Genomic DNA, 17,390 nt, shown 5'->3' with positions numbered 1-17,390 from the left:
AAAAAGGGTCCTTGCGGGACCCTTCTGGTATTTGTTATTCGTAACGTTTGGCTTTATACGTTGGATGCATGAAGTTTTCAACGCAAAGGATCTCGTCAAGCTCCTCAGCGGTCAATAATCCGCGATCCAGCACCACTTCGCGCACGCTCTTACCGGTTTCTGCACAGATTTTGCCCACGATGTCGCCTTCATGGTGACCAATGTATGGGTTTAGGTAAGTCACGATACCGATTGAGTTGTAAACGTAGTTCTCACAGATTTCTTTGTTCACTGTGATGCCGTCAATACACTTATCGCGTAGGTTCACACATGCATTGTGTAGTAGAGAGATAGACTCAAACATGCTTTGTGCGATAACCGGTTCCATTACGTTCAGCTGTAGCTGACCGCCTTCTGCGGCAAATGAGATGGTGTTGTCGTTACCGAGTACTTTAAAGCACACTTGGTTTACTACTTCTGGAATTACCGGGTTGACTTTTGCTGGCATGATTGATGAACCGGCTTGTAGTTCAGGTAGGTTCAATTCATTTAGACCTGCGCGAGGACCAGAAGAAAGCAGACGTAAGTCGTTACAGATCTTAGACAGTTTAACCGCTAGGCGTTTTAGGGCGCCATGCGTCATTACGTAAGCGCCACAGTCTGATGTCGCTTCAATCAAGTCTTCAGCTGGCACGACTTCTAAGCCCGTCACTTCACTTAGGTGTTTAACCGCAAGACCTTGGTAACCAGCAGGTGCGTTTAGACCTGTACCGATGGCTGTTGCACCTAGGTTGATTTCAAGCAGTAGCTTTGAGGTGTAGTCTAGAGCACGAATCTCTTCGTTTAGTGTCACAGCCCATGCGTGGAACTCTTGACCAACGGTCATTGGTACCGCGTCTTGCAGCTGAGTACGACCCATTTTAAGTACGCCTTTAAACTCTTGAGCTTTCAGTTCAAATGCGCCTTTTAGGTACTCAATTGCGTCCATTAGTTTATGTACGCTGTTGTAAACCGCGATACGGAAACCGGTTGGGTAAGCACAGTTGGTTGATTGGCTCTTGTTAACGTGATCATTTGGGTTGATGAAGTGGTATTCACCTTTCTCTTTACCCATCAGTTCAAGCGCAACGTTAGCAATCACTTCGTTGGTGTTCATGTTTACAGAAGTGCCAGCGCCGCCTTGGAAGACGTCTGATGGGAATTGATCCATGCACTTACCTGTTTCAAGGATCAAATCACACGCTTGAAGAATGTAATCAGCCACTTCTTTTGGAATTGCGCCTAGCTCTTTGTTGGCTAGTGCTGCAGCTTTCTTCGTCATTACCATGCCGCGCACAAACTCTGGTACATCTGAAATGGTAACGTTAGAAATGTTGAAGTTTTCGATTGCGCGTAGCGTGTGGATACCGTAGTAGGCATCTGCTGGAACGTGACGCTCGCCCAGTAGATCTTCTTCGATACGAGTAGCTGAATTAGTCGCTGTAAGGGTAGCCATAGGTGGATCCTTTAAGAATTATTATCAAATTAAGCTGAATGTCATGCCAATTCTGAAATTAAGAATCCATTCGCCAGAAATGTTGGCTGAAAATCCGTCCTGACTTATGTGCCACATGATACTGGACCCAATTCATAAAAATAGTAACTGGATCACTATTTGCACCAAAGCAATGAAAAATATTTCATTGCTTTGACGTACTTCATCCAGTAACCCTCGCTTGTTAACCAGAGTCGAAAACTAGGCATTTTTATTGTTAACACCCTCCGCTATTTTGGGGTGTTTTCCTAGTCACGATGGACTCGACCAACCATACTTAACCCTATTGATGATGTGATATCTGTCAGTTTTCGTACACTTAAGATGAACGGTCACGATTTCTAACATTTCGAATAGGGAAACAGTTGTCGCAATGGTGAGTTAGCGCTAATGTGTGCGTAACAAAGGAGGGCCTGTGTTTCCTATCTTACTTTTACTATTTATCTTAGTACCGATTATTGAAATTGGCCTGTTTATCCAAGTAGGCGGGTTTCTTGGTTTATGGCCGACCATTGCGCTGGTGCTGATCACCGCGTTTGTCGGGGCATCATTAGTGCGCAGTCAAGGTTTGCAGACGTTGATGAACGTGCAAAATCGTCTGCAGCAAGGTGAGTTGCCGGCTCAGCAAATTTTTGAAGGTGTGATGTTAGCGGTTGCAGGTGTATTACTGCTGACTCCGGGTTTTATGACCGATGCCTTGGGTATGTTAGTATTGCTGCCAGCGCCTCGCGCTGCAATTGCTAAGTATCTGATGAGCAAAATGGTGGTGAAATCCGTCGGTGGCAGTTTCCACGGCGGGTTTGGCAATCAAAGCGGCTTTGGTGAGCAAGGTGGTTTCGACCAAGATCCATTTCAGCGTAATCCATTTGATCAACGCGGTGATAATGGCAACACCTTTGAAGGTGAATATGAGCGCAAAGATGACGATGACAATGATCGTCACAAGCTCAACTAAGCTTGGTATTCATTCACACAAAGGGCGCTTCGGCGCCCTTTTTATATCGAAGCTATATCGAAGTTATATCAAAAATCTACGCTTACTGCGCACCGTCAAATCCCATCTGGCGCCACGCTTCGTACGCGATGATCGCCACTGCATTCGACAAGTTGAGGCTACGCGCATCTGGCATCATAGGAATGCGGATGCGTTGTTCCATTGGCAAGCTATCAATTACATCGGCAGGCAAGCCGCGAGTTTCCGGACCAAATAGCAGCACGTCGCCTTGCTGGAACTTGGCATCAACGTGATGACCGGTTGTTTTGGTGGTACAAGCGAAAATACGGTAATCGCCTTCACGTTCATCACGTAAATAGTCGAGGAATGCTTGTAGGTTTTTATGACGTTTCACGCGGGCAAGATCGTGGTAATCCAATCCAGCGCGGCGGACTTTTTTCTCTTCTAAATCGAAACCAAGTGGCTCGATTAGGTGTAGGTTGGCGCCACAGTTGGCACACAGTCGAATAATGTTGCCAGTATTTGGCGCAATTTCCGGTTCGTATAGAGCGATATCAAACATGGAATCTAACGGTATAAGTGAAGAAAACTGCATCGAGTATACCAGTATGCACGGATGTGGGGGATAGAGAGGCGAAATTTAGCGACGTTATGCACGTCGCTGACTGACGTTGTTAGTAAACTGACTATGCGATAGCTTGTCTATAGTTATCTTCAATCGCTGACCAGTTGACCACATTCCACCATGCATCGATGTATTCCGGGCGACGGTTTTGATAGCTGATGTAATAAGCATGTTCCCACACATCCAAAGCAAGGATGGGCTCGCCTTGTGTCGAGGCGACATCCATCAGTGGGTTATCTTGGTTAGGGGTGGAAACAATCTCTAGTTGACCATCTTTGACGATTAACCACACAAAACCAGAACCAAAGGTATTGACGGCGGCTTGTGCGAATTGCTCTTGAAACTCACTGAAGCTACCAAAGGTTTGAGTTATCGCTTGGGCTAATTGACCACTCGGTTGCCCACCACCATTTGGCGCCATACAATTCCAATAGAGAATATGGTTGTAATAGCCTCCACCATTATTGCGCACAGCGGGTGATAACTGAGAGACATTGGCGAAGATCTCTTCTAGGCGGGCGGCTTCAAGGTCGCTACCTGCGATAGCGGCAATAAATTTATCGTAATAAGTACGATGATGTTTGCTGTAATGAACTTCCATTGTTTTAGCATCGAGATATGGCTCTAACGAGTCATAAGCATAAGGAAGTTCTGGAAATAAATGCGACATAGTAAATCCTCCTTGGTGAAGGATTTACTTTAAATGATAATGAGATCGATTATCAACTGTGTTTTTGTAAGGGTATTCGCGGTTACGTAGCAAATAGGCTTATTCGTAGAGCAGTGGTAAACACACCGTTACTCGCAATCCACCAAGTGGGCTGTGGCTTGCTTCGATAGTACCGCTATGTTGACGCACTGCGGTTTGAGTAATCGCTAGCCCTAATCCAGTACCACCACTCACTCGGTCTCGCGCCGTTGAGACTCGGTAGAAAGGACGGAAAATCGCTTCGAGTTCCTGCTCTGGCACGCCTTCACCATTGTCATCAACATGGACGATCACTTGTTCACGATCGGCGAAGATCGACACTTCGATTTGATCTTTTCCGTAGTGGATCGCGTTGCGTACGATATTGTCTAACGCACTCATCAATAACTTGGGCTTGCCAGAAATGGTTCGCTCGGGAATCGGTGAGTAGCTGAGTGTTTTATTCATCTGCTCCGCTTCAAATTGCGCATCACTTAATATGGCTTCCCATAAACTGGATAGTGGTTGCTGTTCTCTGTCTGTATGACTGTCTAACTGTGTTCGTGACAGTTCAAGCAGTTCAGCGATCATCTGCTCTAGGCGCTGCGCTTCGGTATCAATACGCGTTAGCTCTGGACTCTCGCCTTGCTTGCGCGTTGCCAGTGCGGTTGCCATGCGTAGACGAGTCAATGGTGAGCGCAATTCATGGGAAATATCCGATAACAGGCGCTGCTGACCGGAGATCATCTGATTGACGTCTTGGACCATTTGGTTGAACGCCGTCCCCGCTTGACGAAACTCAGAGGTACCTTTTTCTAAGCTTGGATCGGCAATGAATTCTCCTTTGGCGACACGTTTCGCCGCGCGTTCTAACTTGCGTGCTGGTTGGCTCAACGCCCAAGCAAGCCACAGTAAAAATGGGGTACTCACTAGCATTACGGTCAGTAGCAGTTGTAACGGGTGATCGAAAAGGCGTAACAGAAACGGTGGCGGCTCATCCCACTTGAATGAGATGTACATATGCAATGGCTGATTGGCTAAGGTAACAGGGACAGGACCTGCGACCATAAACCGACCGTATAGTCGTTGTTTTGGTTGCTCTGGTGACTCAATGGTGGAGATGAGGTTTTGCAGTGCACGAATTTTGAAGTCATGCTGTTTCTGAATACTGACAATATTGCCATCGAGATCGGTGAGAAAGTAGAGTGGCTTTGGCGTTCGAGCGCGAGATTTAGCATCACGTGAATCTGACTTCGAGTGGTAAGGGGCAGGGCGATCCGCCTCTATTCTGCGCAGTAGCCGTTTGAAGTTGGTTTCACCTTGATAGCGTTTTTCCACCGATGCCGCGAAAAGTTGCATCTGTTTGTAGTTTTCCGCCGGAATAGCATGAGGCTTACGGGGATCGAGATGGGGCAGCGCAAGCACGGCAATCACCACTAACAACATAGTGAGCCAAAAAATCGCAAAGATACGCCCATATAGGCTGGTGAAACGCGGAAAGCGCATTAATCTTCCTCCACCAATAAGTAGCCACGTCCGCGAAGAGTTTTAATCCTTGGTTTACCATCGGTACGTTCAGGCAGTTTCTTGCGTAGGTTAGACACGTGCATATCAATGGCGCGATCAAAGGCTGCGAGGCGCTTGCCAAGCACATCTAAACTGAGTTCTTCTTTGGTGACGGTCGCACCAGGGTGAGCAATAAAGTGACTCAATAGGGCAAACTCGGTCGTAGTTAAATCAATCAGCTGCTCTTGGCAGTAAGCTTCCTGTTTGCCCGGGTAGACTTTGATATCTTGATACTCAAGGCAATCGCTTGATTTGCTGGTGGTATTTTGCGTGCGACGTAAAATAGCGCGAATGCGCGCAAGCAACTCTCTATCGCTAAATGGCTTGGGTAGGTAATCATCTGCGCCGAGCTCTAAACCGATAACGCGATCAATTTCTTCCCCTTTGGCGGTAAGCATCAAAACTGGGGTTTCCCACTTGTCACGGATACGTTTTAGAGTTTCCGTGCCATTGAGTTTTGGCATCATCACATCCAGTAGAATCAGATCGATCTCTTTGGTGAGCGCAGCTAAGCCTGCTTCACCATCATTGGCTTCAGAAACCGTGAAACCTTCAAAGCTAAGAACTTCTTTGAGAAGACTGGTTAATTCAGTATCGTCATCAATCAGTAAGATATGCGCCATTTCGTTGCCCTTCATATAAGCGTTACCTTGATTATATTACTGGTTATTGCTGTTAAGCATTAGCGTAAATTTTGCTCTTTACGTATCTTTACGCTCTCTAGACGCCAATTTACCTCCAGGGATCTAATCTATATTCAAGCGCTGCAATCGCAGCCTCACTAACACACTTAAAAGGTATAGATTATGAAAACTGTTAAGAAACTTGTATTGGCTGCGGCGGTTGTTCCAATGGTATTTGCATCAGCAAGCGCACTGGCATTTGGCGGCAAAGGCGAGCATAAAGGTGGACACTGTCAAGGTGGAATGGACCGCGGCATCATGAAACAGTTGGACTTAACCGATGCACAAAAAGATCAACTTAAAGAGATGCGTGAAGCAAACAAAGCGCAGATGAAAGAGCACTACCAAGCGAACTTTGAAGCGCGTAAAGCCGAGCGTCAAGCTCATCACGAGAAAGTGCAGCAGTTGGTATTAGCGGACAACTTTGACCAAGCGGCAGCCAACGATTTGGCGAAGCAAATGGTTGAGCAGCAAACTGAGCGTAAGGTTAAAATGCTCGAGAAGCAGTACCAAATGCTAAGTGTTCTGACGCCAGAACAAAAAGCTAAGTTTGTTGAACTGAGCAAAGAGCGTATGGACAAATGTGGTGAAAAACGTAAACACCGCAGCTAATTTAATTAGATATGATCCCAAGGCAGCCAAATGGCTGCCTTGTTGCTTTTTGGCTAAGCTGGTTATAATTGCGGCATCACAAATGATGAAAAAACAACGATGAAACAAGATTACGCAAAGCTTGTCACTATGGCGGCATGGGCTGCGACCCTAGTCGCGACTTTTCTATTAATTATTAAGCTAGTGGTTTGGTGGGTCACGGGATCGGTGAGCTTACTTGCTTCACTGATTGATTCAATGCTCGATATTGCCGCATCAGTCGTTAACTTAGTGGTGATTCGCTTCTCGTTGCAACCAGCAGATAAAGAGCACCGCTTTGGTCATGGTAAAGCGGAGTCGCTCGCCGCGTTAGCACAGGCGATGTTTATCTCGGGTTCTGCGGTGTTTTTGATCCTCAACGGTATTGAGCGTTTCTTTAGACCGCAAGATTTACAATCCCCAGAACTCGGTGTTTATGTGAGTTTGTTTGCCATCTTGGTCACTTTTGCTTTGGTGCGTTTCCAAAAGAGCGTTGTGCGAAAAACGGGTAGCCAAGCCATTGCAGCCGATTCCCTTCATTATCAAACTGACCTTTATATGAATGCGGCGATTATGTTGGCGCTGGGCTTAAGTTGGGCAGGGCTTGGACAGGCGGATGCGGTATTTGCAGTGGGGATTGGCATCTATATTTTGTATAGCGCGTTCAAAATGGTACACGAGGCGATTCAAACTCTGCTTGATCGCCAACTCCCTGAGGAAGAGCTTCTGAAAATAAAACAGGTCTGCTTACAGGTTGAAGGGGTGCTTGGGGTGCATCAGTTACGAACTCGTATGTCGGGTCCAGTGCGTTTTATCCAGCTGCATCTCGAATTGGAGGATGAATTAAAATTAATAGAAGCGCATCGAATTTCTGATCAGGTTGAACTCAGTTTACTGGCAGCCTTTCCGCAAGCGGATATCCTGATACACCAAGACCCATACTCGGTTGTGCATACTTCCGAGCGACTGCAAAAGTCTGCAGATTGGTAACAAAACAGAGGTTGGATTACGCGTTTTAATTGACTATCTTTTCAACGATACGACAAATAAACGTGATACTGATATGTATCAACAAAGTTAACCAATAAAACTGTAATACTCTTACATAAGTAGAAAACTTACATAATTTCGTGCAAATAAAAGTAGTATTCCTTACAAGGCAAGGTAACATATTGCACAACTAAAGAATCTGGTTAGCGGCTTGTTTTGAAAGCCTCTAACGTAAAAATTGAAACAAGATTCCCAAAAATCGAGGGTGAGCATGATTAAGAAGATCGGTGTTTTAACGAGTGGTGGTGATGCACCTGGTATGAACGCAGCTATCCGTGGCGTAGTACGTACAGCGTTATCTGAAGGTTTGGAAGTATACGGCGTTCAAGACGGTTACTTAGGTCTATACGAAGACCGCATCGTGAAACTGGACCGCTCTAGCGTGTCTGATGTGATCAACAAAGGCGGTACTTTCCTAGGTTCTGCACGTTTCCCAGAATTCCGTGAAGTTGAAGTTCGTGAAAAAGCGATCGAAAACCTGAAGAAGCACGACATTGATGCACTGGTTGTTATCGGTGGTGACGGTTCTTACATGGGTGCGAAAAAGCTAACTGAAATGGGTTACCCATGTATCGGTCTGCCAGGCACTATCGATAACGATATCGCAGGTACTGATTACACAATCGGTTACCTAACTGCACTAAACACCGTTATTGATGCGATTGACCGTCTTCGTGATACTTCATCATCTCACCAACGTATCTCTATCGTTGAGATCATGGGCCGTCATTGTGGTGACCTAACGCTAATGTCTGCGATTGCTGGCGGTTGTGAGTACATCATTACTCCTGAAACTGGTCTAGACAAAGAGAAGCTAATTGGCAATATCCAAGATGGCATCGAAAAAGGTAAGAAACACGCAATCATCGCTCTAACTGAGCTGATGATGGATGCTAACGAACTAGCGAAAGAGATTGAAGCGGCAACAGGTCGTGAAACTCGTGCAACGGTTCTAGGTCACATTCAACGTGGTGGTCGTCCGACTGCGTTTGACCGCGTACTTGCATCGCGCATGGGTAACTACGCTGTTCACCTACTTCTAGAAGGTCACGGTGGTCGTTGCGTGGGTATCGTTAAAGAGCAACTTGTTCACCACGATATCATCGATGCGATCGAGAACATGAAACGTCCAGTACGTAACGATCTATACAAAGTTGCTGAAGAACTATTCTAAACTGCTTTGATTGAGATAAAAAACCACCGCTTGAGGTGGTTTTTTTGTCTCTGAGATTAACCAACCTTTGGTCGTACTCGAACTCTCTGATAGCGCTAGCAGCCGCTAGTGGTAAATTCAAAGCGGGGTGGCTCAGTGGCGCTGGCTTCATAGTAGGTGAAGTAGCACTGTTCACTTGATGACTTGCGAGACTTTGGCATAAAACGTATCCAACCATCCTCATCGCTCCCCGGATTGTGGAAGTACCATTCACTCGGAATGTTTGCATCATGCTCACCATCGACAAAGGTGGTTTGAATAAGGTTTGCCCAATTCTCTTTGGCGATAGCAGCAGGGTAACCGTAAGCAAGTTTTACCTTATCACCTTCAATCGTCATCTCTGCACGGCTGACGCTGCCGAATCCTTCTCGTATCGCAATGGGGTGCACCATATCAGCAGCGCTTTGCATGCCCGCTTTTAACCCTTGCAGTGCCGAGATGCGAGCATCTGTCTGTAGATTTACCATGCGCGGTAAAGCGGTGACAGCCAGTATGCCAAGAACAACAATCACGACAACAAGTTCGATAAGGGTAAAGCCGATCACTTTTTTATACATGGTCAGTTAAAAGTTGGGTAGTTAACAGGCTGGAGTATTGTAACAACATCGCCTACCTGTTTACTGTGCGCTTAGTGTAAAAATTATTCTAAATGCAAATCGAGCGGCGTTTTGCTTGGGCGACCACCGATTTCTCGGGTTAAGGTTGGTACGAGATAACCCGAGACCTCTTCAATGAGACCTGCCATCAATCGTTTGGCTTCTTGATCACTCACCAAGAAATGCGCAGCCCCCTGCACCTTATCCAGCACATGTAAGTAATAAGGCAAAATATTGGCATCGAATAACGCTTCGCTGAGGGCGACTAACGCTTTAACACTGTCATTGACGCCCTTAAGTAACACGCCTTGATTGAGTAGGGTGACGCCGTTTTGCTTAAGCTGTGCGGTTTTGTCTGTCAGCTCTTGGTTGATCTCATTAGCGTGGTTGATGTGGGTGACCAAGATCACTTGCAAGCGAGTCGAACGGAAGATTTCTAGCAGTTCATCCGTGATACGCGCTGGGATCACTACGGGCAAGCGAGAGTGAATACGCAGACGCTTAATGTGTGGAATGGTAGCGATACGCTCAATTAGCCAACGCAGCTCATCGTCTTTTGCCATTAAAGGGTCGCCGCCGGAAAAGATCACTTCATTGAGTTCACTATGCGCAGCGATGTAATCCAAGCTTGCTTGCCACACCGATTTGCTGCCCTTGTTCTCTTGGTAAGGGAAGTGACGGCGGAAGCAATAACGACAGTTTACCGCGCAGCCACCTTTGACAATCATTAACGCTCGATTGCGGTATTTGTGCAAAAGCCCTGGGATTTGATTATCTTGCTCTTCCAACGGGTCGGTTGAGTAACCTTCATGTACCGCAAATTCTTCTGATAACGGTAAAACTTGGCGTAAAAGCGGATCAAAAGGATTGCCTTTTTCCATTCTATCGACAAAACTTTGCGGCACACGCTGTGCAAAAAGCGTCCTCGCTTCAAATCCGTGTTGCCATGGTGATGGATCGATCTCCAATTGTTCCAGCAGTTTTGCAGGATCAGAGATCCCATTAGCTAGCTGTTTGAGCCAGTTTTGCTCAACAGAATCGGCATTTCGGGTTATGATGTGCGGCATTAAATTTAACTCGAAGAATGGTAAGAGGAAAAAATGGCTACTGTTAGCACGAATGAATTCAAAGGCGGTCTTAAAATTATGCTTGATAACGAGCCTTGTGTCATTCTCGAAAACGAGTATGTAAAACCAGGTAAAGGTCAAGCATTCAACCGCGTTAAAATCCGTAAGTTGCTTTCAGGTAAAGTTCTAGAGAAAACATTCAAGTCTGGCGACACTGTTGAAGTGGCTGACGTAATGGATATCGATCTAGATTACCTATACAACGATGGCGAATTCTACCACTTTATGAACAACGAAACGTTCGAACAAATCGCTGCAGACATGAAAGCAGTTGGTGAGAACGCTAAGTGGCTAGTAGAAAACAACACTTGTATGCTAACACTTTGGAACGGTAACCCAATCGCTGTTACTCCACCAAACTTCGTTGAGCTTGAAGTTGTTGAAACAGACCCAGGTCTAAAAGGCGACACTCAAGGTACTGGTGGTAAGCCAGCAACACTGTCTACTGGTGCAGTGGTACGTGTTCCACTATTTATCGCTATCGGTGAAGTAATCCGCGTTGACACTCGTTCAGCAGAATACGTAAGCCGCGTAAAATAATCTATGCGAAATTTATAAAAGGTCACTTCGGTGGCCTTTTTATTTTTCTGCTAACTTTGATATGACACAATTCCTATTATTGGATAACTCACTAAACTGACGAGTATGAAACAGACGCTGCAAATATGGCTTGATGCCGCTCGACCAAAAACTTTGCCTTTGGCGCTGGTCTCTATTTTGACCGGCAGTGTTTTGGCGTTCTCGAGCCACCATTTTTCACTCTCCGTTGCGGTATTGGCATTTGTTACTGCGACTTTGTTACAGATCCTATCGAATCTGGCCAATGATTATGGAGATGCAGTCAAGGGAACCGACAACGAAGTACGCTTAGGTCCAACAAGGGCAATCCAATCGGGCGCGGTAACGCCTAAAACCATGAAACAAGCCATTATCGTCAATGTCATTCTGACTATGATTGCTGGTCTGGTATTGGTGCTGCATGCGCTCAATAGCTGGGAAAGCATCTTAGCGTTTATTGGGCTTGGCTTATTGGCGATAGGCGCTGCAATTGCTTATACCGTGGGAAACAAACCCTATGGCTATGTTGGCTTAGGTGATATTTCGGTATTTATCTTCTTCGGTCTTCTCGGTGTTGCTGGAACGTACTTTTTGCATACTGGCATTGTCGACCTGTCACTGGCTTTACCAGCGGTAGGTTGTGGACTTTTAGCTGTAGCCGTACTGAACATCAACAATATGCGTGATATTGAAAATGATGAGCGCTGTGGCAAACGCACAGTGGCTGTTCGTCTTGGACAAAAGCGCGCGAAGCAGTATCACTTTGTACTGTTGGGTGGTGCGGTAGCGGCGTTTATCGCTTATCTATTGCTGCAACCTTCTCCTGTGTGGGTAATGTTGCCATTTTTATTGAGCCTGATGGTGACCTTTAAACATGGTAAAGCGGTATGGCTCGCGGAGCAGCCAGCGCAAATTGCACCTATGATGCCGGTTGTGGTTAAGTGCTCTTTAGTAACCAACTTGCTGTTTGCAGGGGTGGTTATAGCTCAAACTCTGGTGAGTTAATTTCAGCTTGTCGTTGCAATGATAAAGTGACTGGATATACTCGATTTATATGACCAATGCTATGAGAAGAAAGGCTATGGAATACAATACTTCTGCATTATGCGATATCTACTTGGATCAAGTGGATGTGGTAGAACCTATGTTTAGTAACTTTGGCGGTAGTGCGTCGTTTGCCGGTCAAATCACTACGATTAAGTGTTTTGAGGACAACGGCATTATCCGCGATATTCTAGAGCAAGATGGTGTTGGTCGAGTCTTACTGGTCGATGGTGGCGGTTCTTTGCGTCGAGCTTTAGTTGATGCGGAGATCGCGGCACTGGCTGAAGAGAACGAGTGGGAAGGTATTGTCGTGTACGGTTGTGTGCGCGAAGTCGATGAACTGGAAGACATGAGCATTGGCATTCAAGCTTTGGCTTCTATCCCAGTGGGAGCAACTAACAAAGGTGAAGGGGAAATTGATGTACCGGTTAACTTCGGTGGCGTGACGTTTATCCCAGAAGATTACCTCTATGCCGATAACACTGGTGTCATTCTCTCTCAGGAACCTCTCAATATTGACCTCGAACTAGACGATGAGGTTGATGACGAAGACGTCTAAATGTAAAAAGCCAGCTGACTAAGCTGGCTTTTTTGCATCATGGGCGGCTGATTTGAGCGCTCATTCTGCCGAGAGGTGACGATATTGCTCTCGCAGTCTAACTGCATAGAGGTAACTTAAGCTTCCGCCGAGGATGTTACCCAACGCAATACCAAAGAATACGCCTTCGACGCTATAGTAAACCCCACCAATCCAAGCGAGCGGGAGTGTAAATAGGAACAAACGCATTGCACTCCATTGGAAGGCTTTAATCGGTTGATGCATCGCGTTGAGACCGGAAACTAGCATCATCATGATCCCTTGGAAGCCATAGCTAAACGGCACCACAATGAGATAATGCCACAGTTGGTTTTGTACGGCTTGCTCTTGCGAGAACATCGCTGACAATGGAATGCTGAGCGGTACCATCATGATGAAGACGACCAACTGGAAACCAATCGCGAAGCGCATACTGAGAAAGAGCCCGGCAAAGCTGCGCTGTGGATTATCTGCGCCAAAGTTTTGTGCCATAAATGGGGTTAATGCTGAGGTTAGGGACATTAAGACTAGAATCAAAATTGACTCGATGCGTTGCGCTGCGCCGTAAGCGGCAACGACCGATGTACCGTGCGTCGATAAGATCATCATCAGCAGTGCTCCCGATAGTGGAGACATGGCGTTTGACAGGGCTGCTGGCGTACCAATTTTTAAGATCATTCGACAGTCTTCAACCAGATAGTTGAAGTTGGGTAAAGCCAGCAACTTTTCACGCTTGATCAGTACATACAAAGAACCCACTAAAGCTCCTAACCAACTGACAGCGCTGGCAATCGCAGCGCCTTGAATACCAAGTTCAGGGAACGGACCGTAGCCAAATATCAATAATGGATCGAGCACACCGTTAATCAGCCCAGCCAGCATCATCATTTTCGCGGGTGTTTTGGTATCTCCAGTCGAACGAATGGCACTGTTGCCTGCCATGGGAATCACTAACAATGGGATCGAGAAGTACCAAATCGCCATATACTGCTCAATCAGCGGGATCAGTTTGGCTTCGGCACCCAGCGCAAGGAAGAGCGGCTCGATGGTTAGCAAACCTAAAGTCGAGGCGAGAGTGACTAAGACGACCGCAAGCAGCAGACCGTGGGTGGTAAAACGGGCTGCGTCTTGAGCATGACCTTGCCCCAACAAACGACCAATGTTGGTGGAGAGCCCAACGCCGATGCCCATAGTGATGCAGTTGACGGTAAACGTAACTGGGAAGGTATAACTGACGGCGGCTAGGGCTTGAGTACCCAATAGCGAGATAAAAAAGGTATCGACTAGGTTAAACATTAATATGGCGATCATGCCCATCGTCATTGGGATGGTCATTTGCCGCAGCACTTTAGGTATGGAGCCAGTCAGTAGACCGTGTTTATCGTGCATAAAGTAGTCGAACTTGGGGAAAAGCGTAGAATACTTGATTCACCGCGTGGGTGATAGGGCAAAGGTGTGAATTTGCCGCAAACTATAATTGTTACTTAGGTGGGTAGCAAAAAGGCCAGCCGAAGCTGACCTTTGAATCTATTTCGACAATGAAATCGAAAATTAAGCTTTCGCTGCTGCTGCCGCTTTAGCGATCGCTGCGAAGCTCTTAGCGTCTAGAGAAGCACCACCAACTAGAGCACCATCGATGTCTGGTTGTGAGAAGTAAGCTTCAGCGTTTTCTGGTTTAACAGAGCCGCCGTATTGAATGATTACTTGTTCTGCTACTGCTTCGTCTTTCGCTGCGATTAGAGCACGAATAGATGCGTGGATGCGCTGTGCATCTTCAGCAGTTGCTGCTTTACCAGTACCGATTGCCCAGATTGGTTCGTAAGCGATGATTGCGCCGTTTAGAGCTTCAACACCGTATGCGTCGATAACTGCGTTGATTTGACGTGCACATACTGCTTCAGTTTCGCCCGCTTCGTTTTGAGCTTCAGATTCACCGATACAGAAAACTGGAGTTAGACCATTTTCTTTTAGGAAGTTGAATTTCTTCGCGATGAACTCGTCAGATTCGTTGTGGTATTCACGACGCTCAGAGTGACCGATGATGATGTGAGTTGCACCGAAATCTTTTAGCATTTCTGGAGACATGTCGCCAGTGAATGCACCGCTGTTGTTTAGGTCAGTGTTTTGTGCACCAAGGATGATTTTGCTTTCGCCTTCTGCGATCACGCGCTCAGCTAGGTCGATGTAAAGTGCTGGTGGAGCAACTGCCACGTCTACACCTTCAACGCCTTGAAGTTCAGCGTTAAGACCAGTTAGCAGCTCTTTAACCATTGCTTTGCTGCCATTAAGTTTCCAGTTACCCATCACTACAGGACGACGCATAGGAATATCTCCATATTTAAATTAAAGCGTTAATGTAAAAAATCTACGTAAGAATATAACAGAATAAATCTTGTAGATCATGACCCGTATCATTTCTTATTTAGGAACTTTCTTTCGCTTTGATACAAACGTCTTTAGATGAGGGGCTTTGGGCTTGTATCAGTGATCTCCTAGACAGAATGATAGCAATTGGCTCGGCATCTGCTGATGAAATTGGTATTAGTGCGAGGTCAGAAGGGATCAACAACGCAATAGGGACATCTATGCCACATCTTGTTATGGAATATTCAAACTCAGTCGAAGAGCGCGTCAACATCCAACGATTATTGGAAGATTTACATCACGTTGCGATACAATCTGGTCTGTTTGATGCGCCCTCACTCAAATCGCGCGCGCATCGCTATCACGATTGGTTGATCGGAGAACACGCGGATAGTGTAGACTTTATCCATGTTACGTTTGATTTGTTAGATGGTCGTAGCGCAGAGCAAAAGCGGGAGTTATCGCGGATGCTTATGCTCGTGCTGCAAGAGCAGGCGAGTCACGTGCATAGCCTCACCATTGACATTCGTGATATGGACCGAGAATGTTTTCAAAAAGTGGTGAATTAGCCCATTTATTAGGTGTGTAAGATGTCGATAAAAGAACTACTATTTTCTTTTCAAGGTCGCATTGGACGTAAAGTCTACTGGACTTGGAATATTTTCTATTACTTATTAATTGTGGGTTTTGGTATAGGTTTAAACGCCTTATTCCCCGCACTGGCGCATTTGATTTTACCGGTGTTTTTGATTGTGGTGTTGATTCCAGATTTAGCGATCACCGCTAAGCGTTGGCATGACCGTGGCAAATCGAGCTGGTGGTTATTGCTTAATATTCCACTTATCATTGGACGTATGGCAGTACCGGCTGCTGATCCCGGTGTGCCTGTTGAAACTTCGACGTTACAGATGCTGATCTCATTAGCAGCCTTGGTGTGTGGTGCATGGATTCTGATTGAATGTGGTTTCCTTAAAGGTCAAGCGGGTGAAAACCAATTTGGACGTGAACCAGTTTAAGCGGAATGAGCGTGATGAGATAAACAAAAGAGCAAGCCATTGGCTTGCTCTTTTGTTATCGGAACTGAAAGTGAAACTGAAAGTGTTACGTTTCTACTTACGCAGTAAAATCTTTTCAACTAAGTGATGCGAGCCTTTTTTCAAAACGAGCTGCGCTCGCCCTTTGGTTGGCAAAATATTCTCTTCTAAATTGATCCCATTGATGCTGCGCCAAATGGCGCGTGCTTTATCAATCGCTTCTTGTTCGCTCAATTGAGTGTAGTGACTAAAGTAAGAACCAGGCTTGGTAAACGCACCTTGACGAAATTTCAAGAAGCGTTCCACATACCAGCTCTCTATCACATCCGTTTCAGCATCAACGTAGATAGTGAAATCGAGAAAATCGGAGACAAATACTCGATGGGGATCGTGTGGGTAATCCATACCACTTTGCAGTACGTTGAGACCTTCAATGATTAATACGTCTGGTCGGTCTACCGTTTTAAGCTCATCGGTGATGTCATAGGTAATATGCGAATAGACCGGAACTTGAAGTTCTGGTTTACCAGCTTTGATGTCAGAGACAAACTCGACTAAGCGTTTAATGTCGTAAGATTCAGGGAAGCCCTTACGATGCATAATGCCGCGCTCATCAAGTACCTTCTTCGGATAGAGAAAGCCATCGGTGGTCACTAACGCCACTTTAGGGTGGTCTTGCCAACGAGCAAGGAGCGCTTGAAGCAAACGAGCGGTGGTGCTTTTACCGACTGCGACACTGCCTGCAATACCAATAATAAAAGGGGGAGCTGCATTGGTAGCGCCAAGAAAATTTTGCAATACCGAATTGCGATTTTTACGCGCAGCAATATACAGATTGAGTAAGCGGGCGAGTGGTAGGTAGATCTCAACCGACTCTTCCATGGTTAGGTTTTCATTGACCCCTTGCAGCTCTTTTAAGTCTGCTTCGGACAAAGTCATCGGTACTGAATTGCGCAGTTCAGCCCATTGTTGCCGATTAAAAGAGAGGTATGGCGTCATAGTTGTCCTAACTGTTTTTATCGCTTAGAAGTTGCGAAAATACATCATGCGCATCAGAAAGCAAATCACTAGCGAGTCAGATTCATTATTTTATCGATAAAACTGTGCGAAATTTCAGCAAATGAACGGAATCTTGGCAAAAAAAATACTTTTTTTGATTTTGCTATT

The 17,390-nt window shown here is 45.9% G+C and carries 19 protein-coding genes; 9 read left to right on the top strand and 10 right to left on the bottom strand.

What is annotated here, in order from left to right:
• Positions 1-34: 34 nt before the first annotated feature.
• Positions 35-1,474 carry an aspartate ammonia-lyase gene (gene aspA / locus GZN30_RS11885; protein ID WP_075649459.1) on the bottom strand — a complete coding sequence of 480 codons (1,440 nt, stop codon included), beginning with the start codon at positions 1,472-1,474 and terminating at the stop codon, positions 35-37.
• Positions 1,475-1,928: 454 nt separating this feature from the next.
• On the opposite strand from aspA, the gene GZN30_RS11880 reads away from it, so the two are divergent.
• The gene (locus tag GZN30_RS11880; protein WP_075649458.1) at positions 1,929-2,468 is read left to right on the top strand and encodes an FxsA family protein; all 540 of its coding nucleotides are present in this window, start codon (positions 1,929-1,931) and stop codon (positions 2,466-2,468) included.
• A gap of 82 nt (positions 2,469-2,550) precedes the next feature.
• Here the strand turns inward: GZN30_RS11880 and trmL are convergent, their stop codons facing one another.
• The 4 genes from trmL to GZN30_RS11860 form a co-directional block, all read right to left on the bottom strand.
• Entirely contained in the window at positions 2,551-3,030 is a 480-nt protein-coding gene (gene trmL, locus GZN30_RS11875) for a tRNA (uridine(34)/cytosine(34)/5-carboxymethylaminomethyluridine(34)-2'-O)-methyltransferase TrmL (RefSeq protein ID WP_075649457.1), read from the bottom strand.
• 124 nt (positions 3,031-3,154) lie between these two features.
• A complete protein-coding gene (locus GZN30_RS11870; protein ID WP_075649456.1) occupies positions 3,155-3,763 on the bottom strand; it encodes a superoxide dismutase in 609 nt (202 codons plus the stop codon).
• A 99-nt stretch (positions 3,764-3,862) separates the two neighbouring features.
• Positions 3,863-5,287, bottom strand: coding sequence for an envelope stress sensor histidine kinase CpxA (gene cpxA, locus GZN30_RS11865; protein ID WP_075649455.1), 1,425 nt, complete (start codon positions 5,285-5,287; stop codon positions 3,863-3,865).
• Entirely contained in the window at positions 5,287-5,970 is a 684-nt protein-coding gene (locus GZN30_RS11860; protein ID WP_075649489.1) for a response regulator, read from the bottom strand. Before GZN30_RS11860 ends, cpxA begins: the two co-directional genes overlap by 1 nt.
• A 183-nt stretch (positions 5,971-6,153) precedes the next feature.
• Between GZN30_RS11860 and GZN30_RS11855 the strand changes: the two genes are divergently transcribed.
• The 3 genes from GZN30_RS11855 (at position 6,154) to pfkA (ending at position 8,884) form a co-directional block, all read left to right on the top strand.
• Positions 6,154-6,642 (top strand): CpxP family protein, encoded by a 489-nt coding sequence (locus GZN30_RS11855; protein WP_075649454.1) that lies wholly within the window; start codon positions 6,154-6,156, stop codon positions 6,640-6,642.
• Positions 6,643-6,741: 99 nt separating this feature from the next.
• On the top strand, positions 6,742-7,650 hold the full coding sequence (gene fieF / locus GZN30_RS11850; RefSeq protein WP_075649453.1) for a CDF family cation-efflux transporter FieF: 909 nt from the start codon (positions 6,742-6,744) through the stop codon (positions 7,648-7,650).
• 271 nt (positions 7,651-7,921) lie between these two features.
• Positions 7,922-8,884, top strand: coding sequence for a 6-phosphofructokinase (gene pfkA / locus GZN30_RS11845; protein WP_075649452.1), 963 nt, complete (start codon positions 7,922-7,924; stop codon positions 8,882-8,884).
• Positions 8,885-8,979: 95 nt separating this feature from the next.
• On the opposite strand, the gene GZN30_RS11840 is transcribed toward pfkA, so the two are convergent.
• Together GZN30_RS11840 and epmB are read right to left on the bottom strand one after the other, a co-directional pair.
• Positions 8,980-9,480 carry a prepilin-type N-terminal cleavage/methylation domain-containing protein gene (locus tag GZN30_RS11840; RefSeq protein WP_075649451.1) on the bottom strand — a complete coding sequence of 167 codons (501 nt, stop codon included), beginning with the start codon at positions 9,478-9,480 and terminating at the stop codon, positions 8,980-8,982.
• An 83-nt stretch (positions 9,481-9,563) separates the two neighbouring features.
• Positions 9,564-10,586, bottom strand: coding sequence for an EF-P beta-lysylation protein EpmB (gene epmB, locus GZN30_RS11835; protein WP_075649450.1), 1,023 nt, complete (start codon positions 10,584-10,586; stop codon positions 9,564-9,566).
• Between the two features lie 33 nt (positions 10,587-10,619).
• On the opposite strand from epmB, the gene efp reads away from it, so the two are divergent.
• From efp to rraA, 3 genes are all read left to right on the top strand, one after another.
• Positions 10,620-11,186: an elongation factor P gene (gene efp, locus GZN30_RS11830; RefSeq protein ID WP_075649449.1), complete on the top strand. Its 567-nt coding sequence runs from the start codon at positions 10,620-10,622 to the stop codon at positions 11,184-11,186.
• Between the two features lie 105 nt (positions 11,187-11,291).
• On the top strand, positions 11,292-12,209 hold the full coding sequence (locus GZN30_RS11825) for a 1,4-dihydroxy-2-naphthoate polyprenyltransferase (protein ID WP_075649448.1): 918 nt from the start codon (positions 11,292-11,294) through the stop codon (positions 12,207-12,209).
• A gap of 76 nt (positions 12,210-12,285) precedes the next feature.
• Positions 12,286-12,807 carry a ribonuclease E activity regulator RraA gene (gene rraA, locus GZN30_RS11820; protein ID WP_075649447.1) on the top strand — a complete coding sequence of 174 codons (522 nt, stop codon included), beginning with the start codon at positions 12,286-12,288 and terminating at the stop codon, positions 12,805-12,807.
• 60 nt (positions 12,808-12,867) lie between these two features.
• On the opposite strand, the gene GZN30_RS11815 is transcribed toward rraA, so the two are convergent.
• The gene (locus GZN30_RS11815) at positions 12,868-14,214 is read right to left on the bottom strand and encodes an MATE family efflux transporter (RefSeq protein ID WP_075649446.1); all 1,347 of its coding nucleotides are present in this window, start codon (positions 14,212-14,214) and stop codon (positions 12,868-12,870) included.
• 162 nt (positions 14,215-14,376) lie between these two features.
• On the bottom strand, positions 14,377-15,147 hold the full coding sequence (gene tpiA / locus GZN30_RS11810) for a triose-phosphate isomerase (protein ID WP_075649445.1): 771 nt from the start codon (positions 15,145-15,147) through the stop codon (positions 14,377-14,379).
• Between the two features lie 263 nt (positions 15,148-15,410).
• Between tpiA and GZN30_RS11805 the strand changes: the two genes are divergently transcribed.
• Positions 15,411-15,758, top strand: coding sequence for a 5-carboxymethyl-2-hydroxymuconate Delta-isomerase (locus GZN30_RS11805; RefSeq protein WP_075649488.1), 348 nt, complete (start codon positions 15,411-15,413; stop codon positions 15,756-15,758).
• A gap of 21 nt (positions 15,759-15,779) precedes the next feature.
• On the top strand, positions 15,780-16,205 hold the full coding sequence (locus tag GZN30_RS11800; RefSeq protein WP_075649444.1) for a DUF805 domain-containing protein: 426 nt from the start codon (positions 15,780-15,782) through the stop codon (positions 16,203-16,205).
• Positions 16,206-16,298: 93 nt separating this feature from the next.
• On the opposite strand, the gene coaA is transcribed toward GZN30_RS11800, so the two are convergent.
• The gene (gene coaA / locus GZN30_RS11795) at positions 16,299-17,222 is read right to left on the bottom strand and encodes a type I pantothenate kinase (protein ID WP_075649443.1); all 924 of its coding nucleotides are present in this window, start codon (positions 17,220-17,222) and stop codon (positions 16,299-16,301) included.
• Between the last annotated feature and the right edge of the window lie 168 nt (positions 17,223-17,390).

The organism is Vibrio ponticus (assembly GCF_009938225.1).
Taxonomy (GTDB): Bacteria; Pseudomonadota; Gammaproteobacteria; order Enterobacterales; family Vibrionaceae; genus Vibrio; species Vibrio ponticus.
Note: the sequence above shows the minus strand (reverse complement) of the source record. Positions and strands in the feature narration are given on the sequence as shown.

Excerpts from the sequence above, each read along its gene's own strand:
- aspA (WP_075649459.1), bottom strand. The coding sequence starts at position 1,474 with ATGGCTACCCTTACAGCGACTAATTCAGCTACTCGTATCGAAGAAGAT.
- trmL (WP_075649457.1), bottom strand. The coding sequence starts at position 3,030 with ATGTTTGATATCGCTCTATACGAACCGGAAATTGCGCCAAATACTGGC.
- GZN30_RS11870 (WP_075649456.1), bottom strand. The coding sequence starts at position 3,763 with ATGTCGCATTTATTTCCAGAACTTCCTTATGCTTATGACTCGTTAGAG.
- cpxA (WP_075649455.1), bottom strand. The coding sequence starts at position 5,287 with ATGCGCTTTCCGCGTTTCACCAGCCTATATGGGCGTATCTTTGCGATT.
- GZN30_RS11860 (WP_075649489.1), bottom strand. The coding sequence starts at position 5,970 with ATGGCGCATATCTTACTGATTGATGACGATACTGAATTAACCAGTCTT.
- GZN30_RS11855 (WP_075649454.1), top strand. The coding sequence starts at position 6,154 with ATGAAAACTGTTAAGAAACTTGTATTGGCTGCGGCGGTTGTTCCAATG.
- fieF (WP_075649453.1), top strand. The coding sequence starts at position 6,742 with ATGAAACAAGATTACGCAAAGCTTGTCACTATGGCGGCATGGGCTGCG.
- pfkA (WP_075649452.1), top strand. The coding sequence starts at position 7,922 with ATGATTAAGAAGATCGGTGTTTTAACGAGTGGTGGTGATGCACCTGGT.
- GZN30_RS11840 (WP_075649451.1), bottom strand. The coding sequence starts at position 9,480 with ATGTATAAAAAAGTGATCGGCTTTACCCTTATCGAACTTGTTGTCGTG.
- epmB (WP_075649450.1), bottom strand. The coding sequence starts at position 10,586 with ATGCCGCACATCATAACCCGAAATGCCGATTCTGTTGAGCAAAACTGG.
- efp (WP_075649449.1), top strand. The coding sequence starts at position 10,620 with ATGGCTACTGTTAGCACGAATGAATTCAAAGGCGGTCTTAAAATTATG.
- GZN30_RS11825 (WP_075649448.1), top strand. The coding sequence starts at position 11,292 with ATGAAACAGACGCTGCAAATATGGCTTGATGCCGCTCGACCAAAAACT.
- rraA (WP_075649447.1), top strand. The coding sequence starts at position 12,286 with ATGGAATACAATACTTCTGCATTATGCGATATCTACTTGGATCAAGTG.
- GZN30_RS11815 (WP_075649446.1), bottom strand. The coding sequence starts at position 14,214 with ATGCACGATAAACACGGTCTACTGACTGGCTCCATACCTAAAGTGCTG.
- tpiA (WP_075649445.1), bottom strand. The coding sequence starts at position 15,147 with ATGCGTCGTCCTGTAGTGATGGGTAACTGGAAACTTAATGGCAGCAAA.
- GZN30_RS11805 (WP_075649488.1), top strand. The coding sequence starts at position 15,411 with ATGCCACATCTTGTTATGGAATATTCAAACTCAGTCGAAGAGCGCGTC.
- GZN30_RS11800 (WP_075649444.1), top strand. The coding sequence starts at position 15,780 with ATGTCGATAAAAGAACTACTATTTTCTTTTCAAGGTCGCATTGGACGT.
- coaA (WP_075649443.1), bottom strand. The coding sequence starts at position 17,222 with ATGACGCCATACCTCTCTTTTAATCGGCAACAATGGGCTGAACTGCGC.